This is a genomic window from Micromonospora sp. MGP-C2, from assembly GCF_057766525.1.
This window is the reverse complement of sequence record NZ_JBYMEN010000002.1, coordinates 1,011,137-1,029,321: the sequence shown is the minus strand read 5'-3', so window position 1 is coordinate 1,029,321 and position 18,185 is coordinate 1,011,137. Positions and strand designations below refer to the sequence as shown.

Below are 18,185 nucleotides of genomic sequence, written 5' to 3'. Positions count from 1 at the left end.
CAGGTCAGCGGGGGGTGAGCAGGTCGGCGACCCGGACCGGCTGACCGGTCTCGAAGGACCGGTTGGCCGCCAGGCCGGTGAGCAGGGCCAACGCGCCGTCGTCGGCGGTCGCGGCGCGCTCCAGGGGGTCGGGTTGACCCCCGAAGAGCACAGCGGTCATCCGGGCGTCCGCGCCACCGTGGCCGTGCCGGCTGCGACCCTCGACGGGGATCTGTCGGGGCGGTTGCCAGAACGGGCGCAGGGTGAGGGTCGCACCACCGCCCTCGGCCGGCGCCTCGGTGCCGTGCAGGGCGGCGCCCTTCACGGCACCGGCGGTGCCCCGGTCGACGAAGTCGTTCTCGGTGACCTCCAGCTCCAGCCGGCCCCGGCTGCCGTTGACCATCACCCGGTAACCCTCCCAGGGCGCGTAGGCGGTGAGGTGGTAGGTCATCGTGGCGCCGGTGGAGTAGCGGGCGAGCACCGCCATGTCGTCCTCGATGCTGACTCCGGGGGCGAAGACGTTGCGGTCGCGCTGGTAGCCGTCCTCGGCCTCGGCGTCGAGGTACAGCTCACGCAGCCGGGGGTGGGCGTCGAGTCGCAGCGCGAACGGGTCGTCGACGGCGGCGGGGGAGCCGTGTGCCCGGTCGTAGTCGCGGGCGTAGCCGTGCCGGCGGCCGTCCTCGCCGTAGAAGAACAGCCGGCCGGCCGCATACACCTCGACGGGGGTGGCGGCCAGCCACCAGTTGACCAGGTCGAAGTGGTGGCTGGCCTTGTGCACCATCAGCCCGCCGGAGGTGGCCTTGTCGCGGTGCCAGCGGCGGAAGTAGTCGGCGCCGTGGCGTACGTCGAGCAGCCACTCGAAGTGCACCGAGCCGATCTCGCCGACCGCGCCCTCGGCGAGCAGCCGGCGGACCTGTTCGTGCAGCGGGTTGTAGCGGTAGTTGAACGCGACAGTCACCCGACCGCCGGTCTCGGTGACCGCGTCCAGGATGCGCCGGCAGCGCGGCGCGTCCACGGTCATCGGCTTCTCGGTGACGACCTCCCGCCCGGCGCGCAGCGCGGTCACCACGTACTCGTCGTGGGTGACGTCCACGCTGGTGACCAGGACGACGTCGACGCGCTCGGAGTCCAGCATGGCCGCGAAGTCACCGGCCGGGTACGTGGGCACCGGGCGGTGGCTCAGCTCGGCCAGCCAGCGGTTGTGCGCGTCCATCCGGGCCTGGTTGACGTCGGCGAACGCGACCAGCTCGGTGGTGTCGGCGTGGTCGAGCACCAGGGCGCGGACGAACATCTCCGCCCGGGCGCCGGTGCCCACGACGGCGTACCGGACCCGGCCGTCGACTCTCGGTGACATGCGGTCGCCTCCCCGGTGATCCTGCAAACGTTTGCAGTGAAGTAATCACGATCGATCCGATTGCGTCAACGAGGGTGACGCAATCGGCGGCAAATATCCGTGTTTGCGGGGCAGCAAGTCACCAAGGGGAGTGTGGGTGCAACAAAGCCGTAACCATCCACCGTTGACACTGGCGCAACCGTTTGCATTAATGGCCACACCCACGTGACCACCACCACATCGGACGAAGGGGCCGCCGTGCCAGTCACCATCCGGGACGTCGCTCGGGCGTCCGGTGTGCACATCTCCACCGTGTCCCGCACCTTCTCCGCTCCGCACCTGGTCAACCCGGAGACCCGGGTCCGGGTGCTGGCCTGCGCGGAGGATCTGGGCTACCGGCCCAACCGGGCCGCCCGGGCGCTGATCACCGGGCGTACGCACAACATCGGGCTGATCATCGCGGACATCGCGAACCCGTTCTTCCCGCCACTGATCAAGGCGGCGGAGAGCCAGGCCCGGCACCGCGACTACCACGTCTTCGTGGCCGACACCAACGAGGATCCGACCGTCGAGGAGGAGCTGGTCCACGCGCTTGCCAAGCAGGTGGACGGGGTGCTGCTGTGCAGTCCTCGGATGAGCAACAGCCTGATCGAACAGCTCAGCCGTGAGGTGCCGCTGGTGGTCGTCAACCGACAGGTGACCGGTCTGCCCTGCGTGCTGATGGACGTCGGCCAGGGTGCCCGGGCGGCGATCGAGCACCTGATCGGCCTGGGGCACCGCAGCATCGCGTTGCTCGGTGGCCCGCGCAGCTCGTGGACCAACCGGGAGATGCGCCGCGCCGCCGGCACGGCCGCCCGGGCGGGTGGTGCGGAGCTGACAGTGCTCGGCCCGAACGCGCCCACCGAGACCGGCGGCTCCGCCATCGCCGAGCAGGTGCGGCGCAGCGGTGTGTCGGCCGTGCTCGCCTACAACGACCTGATGGCGATCGGCCTCATCGAGGGGCTGGACGCGCTCGGGGTGCGGGTGCCGCAGGAGGTGAGCGTCGTCGGGGTCGACGACATCGCCCTGAGCCGGCTCACCCGCCCCAAACTGACGACGGTGGCCACACCCACCGGGGCCGCCGGCCGGACGGCCGTCGACATGCTGCTGCAACAGGACACCGAATCACCGCGCGGCGCGCGGGGGCTCGGTGCCGGCACGGCGCTCGGCGTCCGTCGTACCACCGCACAGGTAATGCTCCAGACCGACCTGGTCATCCGCGACTCGACCGGCCCGGGCCCGTACGCCCGGCCGGCACGTCCCCTGGCCGCGCCGCCTGGCCCGGACCCGCATTGCCCTGCGGGCCCGGGCATCCCGACCGCGGCCACCGGTGACGCCGTCGCCTCCTAATGCCGAGGAGTGAGCGCACATGCACCCCGCAACGCCCCCCACCACTAACGCGCCTGCCGGGCGCAATCACCGTACCGCGCTGCCTCGGCGGCGCCTGCTGCGCGGCCTGCTCGCCGTGACTGTCGCCGCGCCGCTGATGTTCGGAGCCGCCGCCTGCGGAGACGACGACGGCGGCGGCGCGGCCGACCCGAACGCCCCGGTCAAGCTCTCCATCTTCTGGTGGGGCGGCGACGCCCGGGCCAAGCTGACCGAGGACGCCCTCGCGCTCTACACCAGGAAGCACCCGAACGTGACGTTCGAGAAGACCTGGCAGGCCAACCAGGGCTACTTCGACAAGCTGGCCACACTCACCGCCGGCGGCAACCCGCCGGACCTGTTCCAGATCGACGACAACTACCTGGCCGAGTACGCGTCCCGCAACACCACGCTCGACCTGACCTCGTACCAGAAGTCCGGAAAGCTGGACACCTCCAAGTTCCCCGAGAGCCTCTGGCAGTACGGCGTGGTCGACGGCAAGCTCGCCGGTCTGGCCGCCGGGGAGAACACCCAGGGCCTGGTCTACAACAAGACGCTGCTGACCAGGAACAACCTGCCCGAGCCCACCACCGGAATGTCGTGGGAGGAGCACATCGCCTGGGCCGAGCAGGTCACCGCCAAGACCAAGGTGCCCGGCACGCAGGACCCGAGCGCCGACTACAAGGCGTTCTGGGTCTGGCTCCGGCAGCAGGGCAAGGACCTCTACAAGGGCTCCGAGCTGGGCTTCACCGCCGAGGACGTGACCAGGTGGTTCGACCTGTGGAAGGGCGCCCGGGACCGCAAGGCCACGCCGAGCGCCGACGTCATCCACGAGGGCAACTCCAGCGATGTCACCAAGCAGTTGGTGGTCACCGGCAAGTCGGCCACCTCCTGGGTGTGGGCCAACCAGATGCCGGACCTGAAGAAGAACACCAAGGACGAGCTGGGCGTGATCGCCTACCCCGGTGACCCCAGCGCGCAGTGGGCCCGGGCCTCGATGTACTGGTCGGTGTTCAAGGGCAGCAAGAACAAGGACGTCGCGGTCGACGTGATCAACTTCCTGAACAACGACCAGGAGGCGGTCAAGCTGCTCGGCACCGACCGCGGCCTGCCGTCCAACCTGGACCTGCGCCGGGTGGTCAGCGACGACACCACCGACCCGGCGATGAAGCAGTCGATCGCCGTGGAGGCGGAGCTGACCCAGAAGTTCGGCAAGTCGCCGCAGGTGCCGATCAAGGGGCACAGCAAGGTCAAGTCCGAGCTGATCAAGGCCGCCGAGAACGCACAGTACGGCCGGGCCACCCCCGCCGAGGCCGCCGCCCAGTTCATCGAGGCGTGCAAGTCCGCCATCGCCTGACCGCCTCACCAGGCTAGGAGAGGAGCTGTTCGTGGCGTTGACCACGGCGCCCGACCCGACCCGACGCGGCCCCGGATCCGTTCGGGCCCACACCGCAAGGCGTGGGCCCGGGCGCTTCCGGCACAGCGAAGGTCTGGCGGGGTACGTCTTCCTGTCGCCGTGGCTCATCGGCTTGATGGGTGTCACGGCGGTCCCCATGCTGCTGTCGCTGTACCTGAGCTTCACCAACTACGACATCCTCACCCCCTTCTCCGAGGTCCAGTGGGTGGGGCTGGCCAACTACGAACGGATGTTCACCGCCGACCCGTCGTACTGGCACGCGGTGCGGGTGACACTGACCTTCGCGCTGATCGCCGTGCCGCTGAAGCTGGCCGCGGCGCTCGGTGTGGCGCTGCTGCTCAACCGCGCCTGGCGCGGCGTGGGCCTGTTCCGCGGGCTGTTCTACCTGCCGTCGCTGCTCGGCGGCAGCGTCGCGTTGGCCATCGTCTGGGTCAACATGTTCAACCGCGACGGCGCGTTCAACTCGCTGCTGAGCCTCTTCGGCATCCAGGGCAAGCCGTGGGTCAACGACCCGGACTGGGCCCTTGAGACGTTGATGGTGCTGGCCATCTGGCAGTTCGGCGCACCGATGGTGATCTTCCTGGCCGGGCTCAAGCAGGTGCCCACCGAGCTGTACGAGGCTGCCTCCGTCGACGGCGCCGGCCGGTTCCGCCAGTTCCGCAACGTCACCCTGCCGATGCTCTCCCCGGTGATCTTCTTCAACCTGGTGCTGGAGACCATCAACGGCTTCCAGGGCTTCACCGCGGCGTTCGTGCTCAGCAACGGCACCGGCGGCCCGGTCGACTCCACCCTGATGTACACGCTCAACCTCTACATCACCGGCTTCACCGAGCTCGACATGGGCTACGCCTCGGCGATGGCCTGGGTGTTCCTGCTCGCCATCGCGGTGATCACCGCGATCTTCTTCAGCACCGGACGGTTCTGGGTGCACTACTCCGACGGCGAGGACCGGTGATGGTGACGGTGACCCCGACGAGCGCGGCGCCGACCACAACGCCGCCGAACGCGCGCCGAAAGCCTGGCGGCCGGCCGGTGCTGCGGCTGCTCATCCTGGTGGCGATCGTCGCCGTGGTGCTCTACCCGCTGTTCTGGATGATCGGGACCTCGGTGAAGTCCCAGGAGGAGATCGTCAACAACCTCGGGCTGCTGCCCGAGCGGTTCACCCCGGGCAACTACACCGCCGGGTGGTCCAACTTCGACGTCAGCTTCGGCCGGTTCTTCCTCAACAGCGTGATGGTCAGCCTGCTCACCGTGGTCGGCAACGGGCTCTCCTGCCTGCTGGCCGCGTACGCCTTCGCGCGGCTGCGGTTCCGACTGCGCGGCATGTGGTTCGCCGTGATGATCGGCACGCTGCTGCTGCCGCAGCACGTCCTGATCGTGCCGCAGTACATCCTGTTCCGGACGTTGGGACTGGTCGGCGGCGACTGGCCCTACCTGCCACTGCTCATCCCGCAGTTCCTGGCCACCGAGGCGTTCTTCGTCTTCCTGATGGTGCAGTTCATGCGCGGTGTCCCGCGCGAGTTGGACGAGGCGGCCCGGATCGACGGCGCCGGCCCGTACGGCATCTTCCGGCACATCATCCTGCCGCTGAGCCGCCCGGCGCTGGTCACCACGGCGATCTTCTCGTTCATCTGGACCTGGAACGACTTCTTCCGGCAGTTGGTCTTCCTGTCCCAACTGGAGGACTACACGGTGCCGGTCGCGTTGACGCTGTTCATCGACTCGACCAGCCAGAGCGCGGTGGGGCCGATGTTCGCCATGTCGGTGCTGTCGCTGCTGCCGGTCTTCCTGTTCTTCGTCGCGTTCCAGCGAATGCTCGTCGAGGGGATCAACACCAGTGGCATCAAGGGCTGAACCCGAGGAGGCCGGCGAGCGGCGGGACTGGCGCGACGTCGCCCGCGACGCCGCCGACCTGGCGCTGCTCGGCATCCTGCTGGTGCTGGCGGCGGTTCCACTGGTCACCGCCGCGGCGGCGGTCGGCACGGCCAGCGCGGCGGTGCACGACTGGACGCGTACCGGCAGTTGGCCGTCGGCGCGGACGACAGTGCGTCGGTTCGGGCGCTCGGTGCTGCCCGGCGCGCCGGTCAGTCTGCTCGCGCTCACCGTGGCCGGGCTCCTCGCCGCCGACCTGGCGGCACTGGCCACCGGTCGGGTGCCGGGCGGCCCGGTGGCGCTGCTGGTGACGGCACTGGTCGCGGCCGGCCTGGCCGGGTACGCCGGGTTGGTCGTGGTCGAGGTGGGCGGCAACGGGGGCGGGCGGTGGCGGGCGGCGGCCCGGTCCGCCGCCCGCGCCTGCCTCGACGCGCCCACCCGCTGGGCCGCGCTCACCGGCGTCACCGCGTTGGCCGGGTTGCTCGCGGTGCTGGTCACCCCGGTCGCGGTGCCGATCCTCGCCGGTTACACAGTGGCCGCCCTGCACGCCGTCGCCGGCCGCCAGCGGTTCGCGACGGGCGCCGCACCGGTTCCCGCCCACCCGGAGCTGCCATGACCGCCGATCGTCCGGCCCGGGCCACCGGGCCCGCCGACGCCACCACGACCGACGAGCAGATCGGGCTGCTGGTCGGTGGGACGGAGGTGGCCCGGTACGTGCTCGACCCGGCGTTGGACGCGCGGCACGGGCCCCGGCCGTACCTGCACCCGGTACGCACCCTGGGCGGCACGGTGGTCACCGACGCGCTGCCCGCCGACCACGTGTGGCACCTCGGGGCCTCCCTGGCCGTGCAGGACGTCAACGGCACCAACCTCTGGGGTGGACGCACCTACATGCGCGACGTCGGCTACACCTGGCGCGACGACCACGGGCGGATCGCGCACGTCCGCTGGTCGGAGCGGGCCGCCGACCGGCTGGCCCACCGGCTGGAGTGGCGCGACCCGCACGGCGCGGTGCTGCTCACCGAACACCGCCAGCTCACCGCGGTAGCGCTGACCGGTGCCATCCCGCTGACCAGCGAGGGGCCGAGCGGCGCTGACCCGAGCGGCGACGGGCCGAGCACCGGTGGCCCGAGCGACGGTGTGTCGGCTTGGCGGCTGGAGGTGGACTACACGCTGAGTGCCCCGGCGTGGCAGGACGTGCGACTGGGTAGCCCGGCCACCAACGGCCGCCCCGGCGGGGCCGGATACGGCGGGTTCTTCTGGCGGGCGGTCTCGGCCGCCCCGGCGTCGGTGTTCAGCGCCACGGCGACGGGGGAGGAGGCGGTCAACGGCTCCGCCGAGCCCTGGGTCGCGCTGTTCGGCACCGGGCCGGACGGTGGGGCGTACACCCTGGTCTTCACCGGTCTCGGCGACGGCGACCGGTGGTTCACGCGGACCGCCATGTACCCGGGTGTGGGGGTGGCGTTCGCGTTCGACGAGCCGGTCACCGTCGCGGCCGGCACCGACCGTCGAGGCCGGCACGCGGTGGTGGTCGCCGACGGCCTCCTCAACCGCGCCCAGGCCGCGGCCCTCGCCAACACCGCGCGTTGACCATGAAGTTGTTGCCACTCCGCCCGGCGTGTCAGGGCAACAACTTCATGATCAACGGGGCGAGGGGCGGGCGGTGGCGGCGCGGGCTGGCAGGGCGGCGGTGACCCGGATGGCCTTGACGATCGCCGGGATCGAGCCGATCAGCAGCACCAGCCCCCAGATGATCGCGATGATCGCGAAGACCAGTGCCGCCACGTCGTCGACGATGCTGACCAGGATCACCGGCACCAGGTTGTGCAGGAACTCCAGCACGACAGTGCACAGCAGTGTGGTGAGGATCAGCAGGACGAGACCCATGTTCTGCAGGAATCGCGGCTGGGCTGCCACCAGCAGCCCGGCCCAGACGAGCTTGAGCAGCAGCACCAGCCCGAGCAGCACCGACGCCTCGCCGACCGGGAAGAACCCCCACAGGGCCAGGTACGCCAGTGTGCCGAACGGAGCGGCCAGGAACAGCGACACCATGATCGTCAGCTCGACGAACGCGATGACCAGCGCGACCAGCCCGACGATGATCAGGATGATCGAGAAGATCAGGCCGGCGACGCCCTGCACCCGGCCCTGGACGCGTTCGGGCAGAAGCAGCGCCAGGCAGAACAGCCCGGTGCTCCAGACCGCCACCGCGTCGATCAACGCGAGATAGCCGGTGCCCCGACCGGACGGCTCGCTGACCCCGGACACGTCGTCGAGTTCGACGTCCAACGCTCCGGCGCTGTCCGCGAGGGCCGCGCCGGCGTCGGCGCCGCCGAGCAGCAGCCCGGCGCCCAGCTCCACGCCGATCGCCAGGACGATGGCGAGCATGGCCAGCAGCAGGAACGGCTTGCGCAGGTCACCCACGGCGGCCTCCTCTCGAATCGGAACGAGCCGGTCAGGATGCGGCCACGACGACCGTGCAGGAACCCAGGCCGGGACAGCGCACACCGACCTCGGTGGCCTGGTCCACGGCGACCTTCGCCACCGCACCGGTGCCGTCCGGTGCCGGCTCCACCTCGTCGCGGATGGTCAGGTCGGCGTCGCCGGGTGCGGGCGCGACGACAGTGAACCGCGCCGCGCTACGCAGCACCAGGGTGCGTAACCCGCCCGGGTCGGCGACCCGCAGCACGCAACCGCCGGAGAAGACCAGCCGGCCAACCTCGGCAAGACAGTCGGCGCTGACCGTGGCCGGGTCCACCGAGGCACGCTCGGCGCCCAGCGCACCCAACCGGTCGACCAACCCGTGCCGGGCGCCCGGGTCACCCCGGTCGCCACCGCCCGCGCCGACCGCGACCACGAACAACGCCACCAGCAGGACGGCGAACAGCGCCAGCAGCGCCTTCTGCCGGCCGCTCATCGCGTCACGGCCTGCGCCACGACCTCGGTGAACCGGATCGTGTCCACCCCGGCGAAGTAGAAGTTCGTGCCCTGTGTCTTGCCGACCACCAGCAGCGTGACCTGGTGCGGCCCCCTGGCCAGCCGGACCGTTCCGACGTCCAGGAACTCCGTCTTCTGCACCTTCGGTGTGAAGCCGAGGAACGTGTCGCCGACCTGGTTGCCGTCGATGGTGAAGACGGTGTTGGCGTAATCGGGGGCAGTTGTCCGTACCGTCGCGAACCGCCAGGTGCCGTCGGCCGGGATCTGCACCGTCACGGTGACCTGATCGCCGATCGCCAGCCCCGTGAAGAACAGCTGCTTGTCGCCGGACCAGGTCACCCCGCAGCAGTTGGGCTGCGCGCCCACTGCCGCCTTGCTGTTCTGCGGCGACTTGAGCACCGCGGCGTCCACCAGGCTCTCCGCCTCGACGGTGACCACCCGCGGCTCGCCGGGGGCCGGCTCGCCGTCACGGGTCAGCAGGACGACCCCCACTGTCACCACCACCAGCACCAGCGCCACCGCCGCGACGATCCACAACCACGGGGTACGCCGTGGCGGCGCGACCGCCCGCACTTCGTAGGTGACCCGACCGCTGGAGCGGGAGCTCTCCTCCGGCGCGGTGTTCGCCGAGTACGCGAAGCCGGTCATGTCGTAGCGCCGGGGTGGGGTGCCGGTGGGCACGGCGAGCTTGACCAGGAACGACACCGAACCCTGCCCGGGGACCACCCGCTGCGGCTCGGCGACGGTGAACCACGCCCGCTGGGAGCCGTCGCCGGGGGCCACGTCGAACACCACTGTGTCCGGTGCGGTGCCCGGGTTGGAGACGGTGAATGTCAGCTCGCCGCTGTTGCGCGGGTCGAGGGTGAACTGCTCGGCGGCGGCGACGACCGCCCACTCGGTGGTCATGACGACTCCTCTTCGAGAACGATCTCGACGGTGGTCGAGGCGGGCTTCTCCGCCTCGACGATGCGGGTGATCACGGTGAGCTGGCCGGCGGCGGCCGCCGGCACCCGCACCACGACGTGGAAGGGCTGCTCGTCGGGTTCGTCGATCGCGAAGCCCGGCAACCCGGTGGCCAGCTCGAGGGCTCTGCGCATTCCGTACGGGGTGCCGCGCCACCGGGCCAGCAGAGCGGCGTTGGCCACCAGGTCACGCAGCCGACCCACGGGCAGCGGCAGGGGGGTGTCCGGCCGGGGCGAGGCCACCACGTGGTCCATCGCCACCCACCGCGTCAGGCGCACGACCAGCCCGTCCGGCGCCCGGTACGGGTCGAACAGGGCGTCCACCTCGGCGAGGATCGCCTCGTCCGGGGCGTGCAGCGCCTCCATCACGTCCAGCAGCGTCCAGAGCACGCTGCCGGGCACACAGGCCCGCTGGTAGGCGGCGGGCAGCAGCCGTTCAATCGCCGAGCGTCGCATCCTGGCGCACCACCTCGATGTCGTGCTCGCCGGAGCAGAGCAGCCAGGTATCCGGGACGGTCACCACGTCGGCGGTGGCCTGGTTGGCGCTGGGCGTCCAGTCGACGGCCCCGGCGCTGCGATAGACGCCGCGTTCGCCGCCGGCCAGGATCAGCCGTTCCGCCGCACCGGGCCCGCCGGCCGCGCCGCCGGCCGTCGGACCGCTCACGGCGATGGCGTCGACGGGTACGAAGCGGGTCCGGTCGCGCAGCGGCAGCCCGCAGTTGACCGACACCGACTGCCACTGCGGCTGCGCGGCCAGGGTGTCCAACCGCAGCACCCCGCCGCTCTGCGTGGCCGCCACCGCCAGTGGCCCGGCGAACGCCAGGTCCCGGCAGGTGCCGCCGATCCAGCCGGCCTGCATGCTCTGCCACTTCACGTCGGACTCGAACAGCCGGGTGCGGTGGCAGCCCTGGCCGGGCTTCTTCGGGTCCGGCTCGCCGGCGCCGCTCCACAGCAGGGTCGCCGGGCCGTCGTACTGCACGGCGAGGACCCGGTTGTCCACGTTGGACAGACCGACGTGGGTGAAGCTGCCGGGTCGGCCACCCGCTGTCGACAGGTAGACCCCGAAACTGGCCTGCGCCGCCACCGCCACACCCGGCGCGCCGCGCTCCGAGACGAACGCGCGCACCGCGTAGAACCCCCGGTCGGCGTCCGACGGGTCGACCAGGATCTGCAACGGCACCGCGCCGGGCAGCAACGACACCTCGTACAGGCCGGTGTCGGTGGCCACCAGCAGCGCGCCCGCGCCGTCGCGGTCCAGCCAGGCCACGTCGGAGATCCGCGAGTCCAGGTCGGTGAGCAGCGACCAGGTCTCGCCCAGATCGGTGCTCAGGTGCACCCGGGAGCCACCGGACGCGCGCAGCGTCACCACGGCCACCGAGCCGGGGCGCGCGACGATGCCCGGCCGCACCGGCGCGGGCGCGGGCGCCACCCGCAGCACCGTCTCGCCGTCGAAGCGGCCGGCCGGCTCCCACCCCGCGCCGCCGTTGCTGGAACGGAACAGCACCGGGCCGCGACCGGCGTACCAGGTGCGGGGCTGGTACTGGTCGACGGCGAGGGCGCGCACCTCCGCGTCGGGCGCCTCGTCGACCACGAACCGCACCGACTCGACGTAGCGCACGCCCGGCTCGGCGTGCTCCAACAGCCGGTAGACGTTGGACGCCCGCAGCGGCTCCCCGAACGGCCAGCCGGTCGGGTTGAGCGCGGTCGGCAGCGGGCTCAACGTCTGGTGCAGCCGGTCGTGGATCCGGCTGCGGACCGCGTCCACGTCCTCCTCGCGCCGGACCACCACCCGGGCCCGTACCGACACGGCCTTGAAGCGCGCCCAGGTCGCCCGGGACCGGATCCCGACCATCCGGCGTTCCTCCAGGTCCGCCTCGACCCGACGCCGCGCCTCGGGCACCTCGTGCTCACGCAGCACCGCCACCGGCAGCCGGCCACCGGGGCGGGCCGTCGGCGGCACGTACGGGACCAGCACCACCTCGACCTCGCCGGGCCGGGCGAAGCTGTACACCGCCGCGCGGGTGAACGCCCGGGCCCTCGCCACCGCGCCGGAGCTGGTGGCGAGTACCTCGAAATCGCGGGCGGTGACGGCCCGCTGCTGCGCGAAGAACTCGTACGGGCCGCGCAGCAGCACCGATTCCAGCGCCTCCATCTCCCGGCCACCGGCTGCCGGCGTGGGGTTGTCGACGCGTACCCCGGGTAGCGGATCGCGCAGGCTGGTCAGGGTGCCCGCCGCCACGTTGCCGGTGGGCCCGCCACCGGCGCGGTACCAGAGTCGGATCTGTCGCCCGGCGGGCGGCACGGCCGCCACTGTCACCGCCGTCGCCCCGCTCGCCGGGAGCTGGCCGGGCGCGGCGGGGGGTCGCAGGTCGAGGGCCGGGGCGAAGGTGACGGTCCCCGAGCAGCGGTCCACCAGGTACGCCTTGGACTGCGGCCCGAGCCCGGCGAAGCTGTCCACCGGTCGCCAGATCTCGAACGTGCGGCCGTCGTGTTCGCGGGCCGCCGCGCCCAGCTCCACAGTGCCGGACGGCACCTCCACACCGAGCATCAGGTCCAGCGCCTCGGCGGTGTGGGTCAGCGGAGCGTGGGCGGCCCGCAGCACCTGACCCGGCTGGCCGGTGCCCACGCCGAGCAGCTCCGCCTCGACCGGTTCGCAGTGGTGCATCCGGACCGTCACCGACTCCTCGTCGGCGGGCAGCAGCGCCGGTTCGGTGGTGACGAACACGACCGGCCGGGGGTCGGCGCCTCGGGCCGCCGCGACCCGCAGACCGGCCGGGACCCGCACCGCGCCGCGGTCGGTGCCGCTGCGGGTGAACCGGACGTCCACCCAGGCCGCGGTGGGCGCGTGCCGGGAGACCCCGAGCAGGTTCAGAAACGAGACGTACGCCTTCTCCGGCAACTGGTTCAACCGGTAGATCATCACCTCGGTGAGGTGCGCGAACGCCTCCACCAGCGCCATGCCGGGGTCGTGCGCCGACAGGTCGGTCCACTCCGGGCAGGACTGCCGGATCCGTTCCCGGGCCTCGGTGACCAGGTCGAGGAAGCCGCGATCGTCCAGGTGCGGCACGGGCAGCGTCATGAGGGTCCTCCCTGCGCGGGTTCGTCGACCGGGAGCAGATCCACGGAGAACACCAGCTGCCCGGGGGTCAGGCTGGCCCGCACCCGGTAGTCCAGTCGGATCACCAGCCGCCACGCGTCGTCCGGATCCGGCCCGGCGTCCACGTCGATCACCTCGACCCGCGGCTCCCAGCGGGCGATGGCCTGCCGGACGTAGTGGATGGCCAGGCCGGCCGTGGTGTCGTCGTTGGGCGCGAAGACCAACCGGTGCAGCCGGGAGCCGTACCCGGGTCGCATCAGCCGTTCGCCGGGTGTCGTCGACAGGAGCAGGAACAACGCCTGCCGTACGCTCTCGTCGCCCTCGGTCATCGCCAGGCCGCCGGCCGCGGTGAGCGCCAACCCGCCGCTCCGGCCGGCGTCGAAGCCGGCGCCGACGAAGCGGAAGGCCCTCATCGGTCCGCCCCCAGGAACGGCTGGCGCGGGTCCCGCACCGTGTGGTGGACCAGCCCCGGCGGCGTGCCGTCGGTGAACCCCTCCAGGTGTGACAGCACCACCCAGTGCCCGTCGACCCGCAGCCAGTCGCTGTAGCCGACGCGGACGTTCAGCGTCTTGCCGCACGGCTTGATCGTCGGGCCGTAGTTGGGGCAGGCCTTGATGTCGCGGCCCTCCGGGTCGTCGTCCACGAGCACGGGTACGGCGGTCACTGTCACCCACTGCTGCGAGGGCCGGTTCTCGACCCGGCCGTCGTGGTCGCAGGTGATCACGGAGTCACTGTGGATCCAGCGCATCAGCCGCCTCCTTCGTGGTGGGCGCGGGCGAGGGAACGGGCCTGCCTCGCCGCGGTCGTCGGGTCCTCGGTCGACTCGGCGTGCAGGAAGTCCACGCTGCGGGCGCGCACCACCATGGCCCGGCCGGGTGCGGAGATCACCAGGTCGGACGCGGCGTGCAGCGTGGCCAGGTCGGGGGTCAGTTCCAGATAGCTGCCGCCCTCGGTGGCCAGCCGCAGGCTGCGCTGCACGTCGTCGACGACGATCGACTGCCCGCCGGCGGTGCGTAGCGTCCAGCGCCGCGCCCGACCGTCGTCGATGCCCGCGTCGTACGGCTCGACGGCGCCGAACAGTGAACCCAGCACGATGCCCGAGGCCGGCTCGCCTCCGGGCAGCACCACCAGCACGGTGTCGTCCGGGTCGGGGAGCGCCACCAGGCCCTTTCCCCGGCCCGCGCCGGGGCAGAGCACGGCGAGCCAGCCGGCGTCCAGGTCCCCGTACGCCGGCAGGGTCAGGCGGACCCGGCCCAGCCCGTCCGGGTCACCGACGTCGGTGACGGTGCCCAGGGTGACCACAGTCCCGCCGGCCGGGGTCGGTGGGGCGACCGGTGGCACTGTGGAGAACCGGGTCAGGTGCCCGTTGCCGTCCACGGTGTGCACCACCTCGGTCAGCACGTACGCCCCGGCGACCGGGTCGGGCACACCGGTCAGGGCGATCCGCCGGCCGGGCCGCAGCGCCGGATCGCCCTCGGCCACCCCCTCGGCAGTGACCAGCGCCGCCGCCCGGGTGTCCAGTCGCGCCTGGGCCAGCGCCGCCAACTCGTCGTCGCTGCGGCCGGGCTGGTCGACGGCGGTGCGCACCCCGTCGGCACCCACGTCGGCCGGGTCCGGGCGGTCGCCGGCGGGTCGACCGCAGCGCGCGTCGTCGGCCTGCTGGCTGATCACCTCGGCCCGCTGCGGGTGCCAGCCCAGGGCCACGCTCGCACCGCTGGCCTGGTCGGCGTTGGTGGACAGGCGCACTGTGTGCACGCCCGCGCCGAGGGTCAACGCGACCGGCTCCCCGTAACCGGCGAGGGTGACCAGCCGCACCCCGTCACCATCGGCGGCCAGGTGCAGCCCGGCCCGACCGGCCACCTCGCGCAGCAGGTCCAGATCGCTGTGCCGGTGCTGCAACAGGCGCTCCAGCCGTGGGCCGTCGACCTCGGCCGTCACCTCCAGCCCCACGTCGCCGCACAGCTCCCGGGCCAGCTCGACGGCCGTCACCGAGGTGAAGACCCGCAACCCCTGCCGCTTGCGCAACCGGTGCAGCAGGTCGTACGCCCGCAGCCGCAGCACCGCCGCGCCGTCGGCGGCGTACTCGACCTCCACGGCGGTCACCTCTCCACCGAACAGGGCGTCGGCGTGATCGGCCAGCCGTACGTCGAGGGTCGCCCCGGGGCGGACCGCCGGGTCGAACGCGCCGGTCCCGGCGCTGGTGGCGAGCACCAGCTCGGCCTGGGTGGGCTGGTCGAGCCGTGCGGCCACCCGCAGCGAGCGGATCCGCTGACGGGCCGCGCCGGCCAGCTCGACGCCGTCGAGCACGACGATCAACGCCCGGGGCGCGACGCTCGTCACGGCGTACCCCCCGGGTTGGTGCTGGTGGCGGTGGGGCCCGTCGGGCCCCAGGCGGCGGGCGCGGTGGCGATCGAGGCGCCGACGAACGACGCGCCGGCGCCCACCGCGCCGGCCAGCGCCCGCGCGGCGCCGGTCACCGCACCCACCACCGATCCACCGGTCGGCGCGCCGTGTGGTGGCACGGCGAGCGTGGTTCCGGCCGGCACCGACAGCGGGTCGGTGATCCGGTTGTGTTCGGCTAGCAGGCGCCAGCGCAGCGGCGAGCCGAGCGCGTCGTTGGCCAGCAGGTCGAAGCGCACCCCGGAGCGGCCCGGCTCGGCGGCACCGTCGCCGGCGGCGATCACCGCGCCGCCCGGTGCGGCGGTCGGGGTGCTCGCGGCGGCCAGCTCCTCGGCGAAGCCGGCCTCCGCCTGATCGGCCGTCTCGGCAGCCCGGACCAGCTTCAGCCGCAGCCAGGAGCGTCGGGGTGACCCGGTGCCGGTGAACGCGTCGAATCGCTCCGCGACCGCGATGATCACACCCGGCACGTTCCAGGTCTTGCCCCAGACCAGGCGGATCAGCGGTGGTCGCAGCCACCCGTGCTCCGCTGTGGAGTTCTCCGCCAGCATCCACAGGGGACGGGTCAGCACCCGCACGTCGGCGGGTCGGACCTGCGCCTGGACGAAGTCGACGTCGAAGAGCAGGTCGAGCACCAGCTCGGTGCGGCCCCCGCCGGTGAAGACCAGTGGGTCGTCGGCCAGCCCGGACCCGGTGAGCTGCCCGCCGGCGACACCCCGATGGCGTACGCCGGCGAGCCGGGTCACCTGCACGGTCTCCGGGTTGAGCAGGCAGTCCACCCGCTCCCCGGAGGAGTCGATGAGGAAGGCGACGCGTTCCATCAGTCGCCCGCCTGTTCCCGGTCCAGTCGACCGATCTGGGCGGCGTCCAGGGCGTCACCCGGCACCGTCCACAACGTTCCGTCGTCGGGCAGCGCCGGCCACGGGTCGGTGGTCCGCGCGGTCGGCCCGAACGCACTGCTCACCGGCCACCCTCCGCCACCCGGATCGCGCGTCGACCCGCCGCTCCCGGCCCCGAGGTCGCCGTCACGCCACGCGCCCGGGTGCCCGGCGCGCTGGTCGCGGTGCTGTCCCGGGCGCGGGCCGGCGTGCTGTTCGGACCACCTCCGTTCGCCGGGTAGCGCCGGCCACGGACCGTTGTCGGCGGCCTCGACCGCCGCGAGCCCGCCCCGCCCCGTGCCGTCGGCGGTGGAGTTGGGGCCGGAGGGATCGAGACGGTCCAGGAACTCCTCAGGGGCGAGGGGACAGTCGCTCGCTCGGGGCAGACCGTCTCTGTCTACGGCAGGGGTGTCGCCCCGTGGCGCTGGTCCGAACGGTCTGGCTGACCCGGCCGACGGGCCTCGTCGAAACGGCGACCGCCAACCGTCCCATACCCGGCCCGGCATGCGCCGATCCGACGGCGCGAAGGCCGTGCCCCAGCCGGGTCCTCCGGGAGGCACCGCGGCGTCGGAAGCACCGCCGCCGCCGACCGCACCGCCGCCGCGGATCGCGCTGCCGCTCGCCAGGCCGTCAGGCGCGCCGTCCGACCGACGGGTCCCGCCCGCTGACCGGGATCCGCCCGACCTGCCGGCTCCGTCCACCGTGCGCGGCCCGCCGACGCCGGTCGCCGTGCCACCGACGCTGATTGCCCTGCCGTCGCTGCCGGTCGCGGTGCCATCGGTGCCGTGCTGGCCTGCCGTGTCGTGTCGGCCCGACGGTCCGAGGTCACCGACCGTTGCGTGGATGCCTGCGCGTCCGGTGCCGTCCACGGGTTCGACGCCGCCCGCCGTGGCGGCGCCGCCCGGTACGCCGAAGCTGCCCGGCGTACCGGTTGACCACAGGACACGACCACCCCGAGCATCGGCCTGGGTGACCGCGGCGGTCCGGCTGGTGCCGGCGGTGTCGCCGAACCCGCCACCGGTGCCGCTGGCGCGGAATCCGTCAGTGCCGTTGGAGCGCCCGGTGTCCTCCCCGGCGGGCGTGCCGGGTCGATCCGTCGTGTCCCACCGGGTCGGCTCGTCCGCCCACCGGACCGGCCCGTCCTCCGGAGCCACGGCGGTTGTCGCCGGGCCGTCCTGCTGGTCGTCGTGGCCCCGGATCTGCCCGCCGTCGGTCGGGGACGCGTCGAGGTCCAGATCGCGGAGCAGGCCGGGGGCGTGAGCGGCGACCAGGTCCAGCCAGTGCCGTGGGGGTTCCCCGAAGCGGCGTGGCGCGGCCGTCGGCGCGTCCGGGGGCGGCCGTTGCGGAAGGTGGCCGGTGGGCTCGACCCGGCCGGCGAGGCGCTGCACCGCCCCGGCGGCCGAGCGCAGCCGGCCGGCCAGCCAGCTACGCGGGTGTCGGCGCGGTGGCACCGCCGGTCTCCAGCTCCAGTCCCTCGTAGCGCAAGGTCAACGAGGCGATGGCGATCTCGTGGCTGAGGGTGTTGAGGTGCGCGCCACGCCACCGGGTGGGCCAGGCGTCGATCAGGTTCCAGCGCAGCACCTCGGCGGTGCCGACCGAGTCGAGCAGCACCACCGAGACGTTGCGCCGGTTGAGGGTGCCCTGCGCGGTGGCGTTCACCCAGTCCCACAGCTCGCGGGAGGCGGTGAGGCCGAAGTGCAGCGTCACCGGCTCGTACTCGGCCTGGCCGGGCACCATCCGCATCCGACCGAGGCCGTGCTCCCGGTACGGCTGCCCGGGAATGTTCACCTCCAGCCCGGTCATCTCGGTGAAGTGGCCGTTGGTGACGCCGTTGATGAGCAACCGGAAGTTGTACGCCCGGTACGGGTCGACCGGGGCGCCGGGCTGCGGGGTGGCGGTGGTGGGCATG

At 72.7% G+C, this 18,185-nt stretch carries 18 protein-coding genes; 6 read left to right on the top strand and 12 right to left on the bottom strand.

The genetic code is table 11. The features are described 5' to 3' along the window. Window positions 1–4: 4 nt before the first annotated feature. Window positions 5–1,333 (bottom strand): Gfo/Idh/MocA family protein, encoded by a 1,329-nt coding sequence (locus AC3CF1_RS04450; protein WP_488449597.1) that lies wholly within the window; start codon window positions 1,331–1,333, stop codon window positions 5–7. Between the two features lie 237 nt (window positions 1,334–1,570). Here AC3CF1_RS04450 and AC3CF1_RS04445 point away from each other — a divergent pair, with 237 nt between their 5' ends. The 6 genes from AC3CF1_RS04445 to AC3CF1_RS04420 are packed head-to-tail and all read left to right on the top strand — an operon-like array spanning window position 1,571 to window position 7,595. Then, on the top strand, window positions 1,571–2,701 hold the full coding sequence (locus AC3CF1_RS04445; protein ID WP_210928673.1) for a LacI family DNA-binding transcriptional regulator: 1,131 nt from the start codon (window positions 1,571–1,573) through the stop codon (window positions 2,699–2,701). 19 nt (window positions 2,702–2,720) lie between these two features. Next, window positions 2,721–4,073 carry an ABC transporter substrate-binding protein gene (locus AC3CF1_RS04440; RefSeq protein WP_488449596.1) on the top strand — a complete coding sequence of 451 codons (1,353 nt, stop codon included), beginning with the start codon at window positions 2,721–2,723 and terminating at the stop codon, window positions 4,071–4,073. A 31-nt stretch (window positions 4,074–4,104) separates the two neighbouring features. After that, the gene (locus AC3CF1_RS04435) at window positions 4,105–5,088 is read left to right on the top strand and encodes a carbohydrate ABC transporter permease (protein ID WP_141909619.1); all 984 of its coding nucleotides are present in this window, start codon (window positions 4,105–4,107) and stop codon (window positions 5,086–5,088) included. Further along, entirely contained in the window at window positions 5,088–5,987 is a 900-nt protein-coding gene (locus AC3CF1_RS04430) for a carbohydrate ABC transporter permease (RefSeq protein WP_354983973.1), read from the top strand. Before AC3CF1_RS04435 ends, AC3CF1_RS04430 begins: the two co-directional genes overlap by 1 nt. Next, window positions 5,971–6,621, top strand: coding sequence for a hypothetical protein (locus AC3CF1_RS04425; protein ID WP_088948422.1), 651 nt, complete (start codon window positions 5,971–5,973; stop codon window positions 6,619–6,621). The genes AC3CF1_RS04430 and AC3CF1_RS04425 overlap by 17 nt, the downstream gene beginning before the upstream one ends. After that, window positions 6,618–7,595 carry a DUF6807 domain-containing protein gene (locus AC3CF1_RS04420; protein WP_488449595.1) on the top strand — a complete coding sequence of 326 codons (978 nt, stop codon included), beginning with the start codon at window positions 6,618–6,620 and terminating at the stop codon, window positions 7,593–7,595. The genes AC3CF1_RS04425 and AC3CF1_RS04420 overlap by 4 nt, the downstream gene beginning before the upstream one ends. 51 nt (window positions 7,596–7,646) lie before the next feature. Here the strand turns inward: AC3CF1_RS04420 and AC3CF1_RS04415 are convergent, their stop codons facing one another. Genes AC3CF1_RS04415 through AC3CF1_RS04365 form a run of 11 tightly spaced genes read right to left on the bottom strand, consistent with a single transcriptional unit; the run spans window position 7,647 to window position 18,184 of the window. After that, window positions 7,647–8,429: a hypothetical protein gene (locus tag AC3CF1_RS04415; protein WP_488449594.1), complete on the bottom strand. Its 783-nt coding sequence runs from the start codon at window positions 8,427–8,429 to the stop codon at window positions 7,647–7,649. Between the two features lie 31 nt (window positions 8,430–8,460). After that, the gene (locus AC3CF1_RS04410) at window positions 8,461–8,922 is read right to left on the bottom strand and encodes a hypothetical protein (protein WP_355162399.1); all 462 of its coding nucleotides are present in this window, start codon (window positions 8,920–8,922) and stop codon (window positions 8,461–8,463) included. Beyond that, on the bottom strand, window positions 8,919–9,848 hold the full coding sequence (locus AC3CF1_RS04405; RefSeq protein WP_488449593.1) for a carbohydrate-binding protein: 930 nt from the start codon (window positions 9,846–9,848) through the stop codon (window positions 8,919–8,921). The genes AC3CF1_RS04410 and AC3CF1_RS04405 overlap by 4 nt, the downstream gene beginning before the upstream one ends. After that, on the bottom strand, window positions 9,845–10,360 hold the full coding sequence (locus AC3CF1_RS04400; RefSeq protein WP_088948417.1) for a phage tail protein: 516 nt from the start codon (window positions 10,358–10,360) through the stop codon (window positions 9,845–9,847). Before AC3CF1_RS04400 ends, AC3CF1_RS04405 begins: the two co-directional genes overlap by 4 nt. Further along, window positions 10,341–12,983, bottom strand: coding sequence for a putative baseplate assembly protein (locus AC3CF1_RS04395; protein WP_488449592.1), 2,643 nt, complete (start codon window positions 12,981–12,983; stop codon window positions 10,341–10,343). Before AC3CF1_RS04395 ends, AC3CF1_RS04400 begins: the two co-directional genes overlap by 20 nt. After that, a complete protein-coding gene (locus AC3CF1_RS04390) occupies window positions 12,980–13,414 on the bottom strand; it encodes a GPW/gp25 family protein (RefSeq protein ID WP_088948415.1) in 435 nt (144 codons plus the stop codon). Before AC3CF1_RS04390 ends, AC3CF1_RS04395 begins: the two co-directional genes overlap by 4 nt. Then, window positions 13,411–13,749 (bottom strand): hypothetical protein, encoded by a 339-nt coding sequence (locus tag AC3CF1_RS04385; protein WP_488449591.1) that lies wholly within the window; start codon window positions 13,747–13,749, stop codon window positions 13,411–13,413. Before AC3CF1_RS04385 ends, AC3CF1_RS04390 begins: the two co-directional genes overlap by 4 nt. Then, the gene (locus AC3CF1_RS04380; RefSeq protein WP_488449590.1) at window positions 13,749–15,341 is read right to left on the bottom strand and encodes a contractile injection system protein, VgrG/Pvc8 family; all 1,593 of its coding nucleotides are present in this window, start codon (window positions 15,339–15,341) and stop codon (window positions 13,749–13,751) included. Before AC3CF1_RS04380 ends, AC3CF1_RS04385 begins: the two co-directional genes overlap by 1 nt. Beyond that, a complete protein-coding gene (locus tag AC3CF1_RS04375; RefSeq protein WP_488449589.1) occupies window positions 15,338–16,219 on the bottom strand; it encodes a CIS tube protein in 882 nt (293 codons plus the stop codon). The genes AC3CF1_RS04380 and AC3CF1_RS04375 overlap by 4 nt, the downstream gene beginning before the upstream one ends. After that, a complete protein-coding gene (locus tag AC3CF1_RS04370; protein ID WP_488449588.1) occupies window positions 16,219–17,727 on the bottom strand; it encodes a hypothetical protein in 1,509 nt (502 codons plus the stop codon). The genes AC3CF1_RS04375 and AC3CF1_RS04370 overlap by 1 nt, the downstream gene beginning before the upstream one ends. Next, window positions 17,702–18,184: a phage tail protein gene (locus AC3CF1_RS04365; RefSeq protein ID WP_030327509.1), complete on the bottom strand. Its 483-nt coding sequence runs from the start codon at window positions 18,182–18,184 to the stop codon at window positions 17,702–17,704. Before AC3CF1_RS04365 ends, AC3CF1_RS04370 begins: the two co-directional genes overlap by 26 nt. Window position 18,185 lies beyond the last annotated feature (1 nt).